Genomic DNA, 653 nt, shown 5'->3' on the forward strand with positions numbered 1-653 from the left:
AAGAGTCGAAATTGTAAAGTGTGTAAAACGAGATTTAAACCGGCCGCGATATACGAGTGGTGGTGCTGCGAAGAGCATAAAGATGAGCACATAAAGCAGTTGGCGAAAAAAGCTCATGATGATGCGTTAAGAAAATCCGAACAGCGAAGGCGACAGAAAGAAAAGGAGGAAAGAAAAGAACTTAAAGTCAGGAAGATTAACGCCAAGCCAAAAGCATATTGGACTAAGCAAGCACAGCAAGCCGTCAACGCCTTTGTAAGAGCACGAGATTCAAGCCTACCATGCGTATCATGTGGCACCACTTCAGCAGCACAGTGGGACGCAGGGCACTACAGAACAACCGCAGCAGCACCTCAATTCAGATTCGACCCCCGGCAAATCCATAAACAATGTTCAGTATGCAATCAGCACAAGAGCGGGAATATCGTTCCGTACCGCGTCGAGCTGATTAAGCGCATTGGAATTGAGACAGTGGAGGCTATCGAAAACAACCACGAACGCAGCAGTTACAGCATTGAAGAGCTGAAAAGCATTCGAGATTACTACCGGCTGGAACTGAAAAAGCTAAAACTTCTCCAGGAGGCAGCATGAAATCCAATGTATGGCACGAGCTTGCAAAAGCTCCACGCAGAAGTTACCTGGGTAAATTACAG

1 protein-coding gene is annotated in these 653 nt (G+C 46.6%); it reads left to right on the top strand.

Going from position 1 to position 653, the window contains the following annotated elements; translation table 11 throughout:
• Positions 1-591: recombination protein NinG (locus DBA33_RS20425; RefSeq protein WP_120807131.1), on the top strand; the 591-nt coding region annotated here is incomplete at its 5' end.
• Positions 592-653: the final 62 nt, after the last annotated feature.

Origin of the sequence: Yersinia sp. IP36721 (genome assembly GCF_003634395.1) — a bacterium.
Lineage (GTDB): Bacteria > Pseudomonadota > Gammaproteobacteria > Enterobacterales > Enterobacteriaceae > Yersinia > Yersinia entomophaga.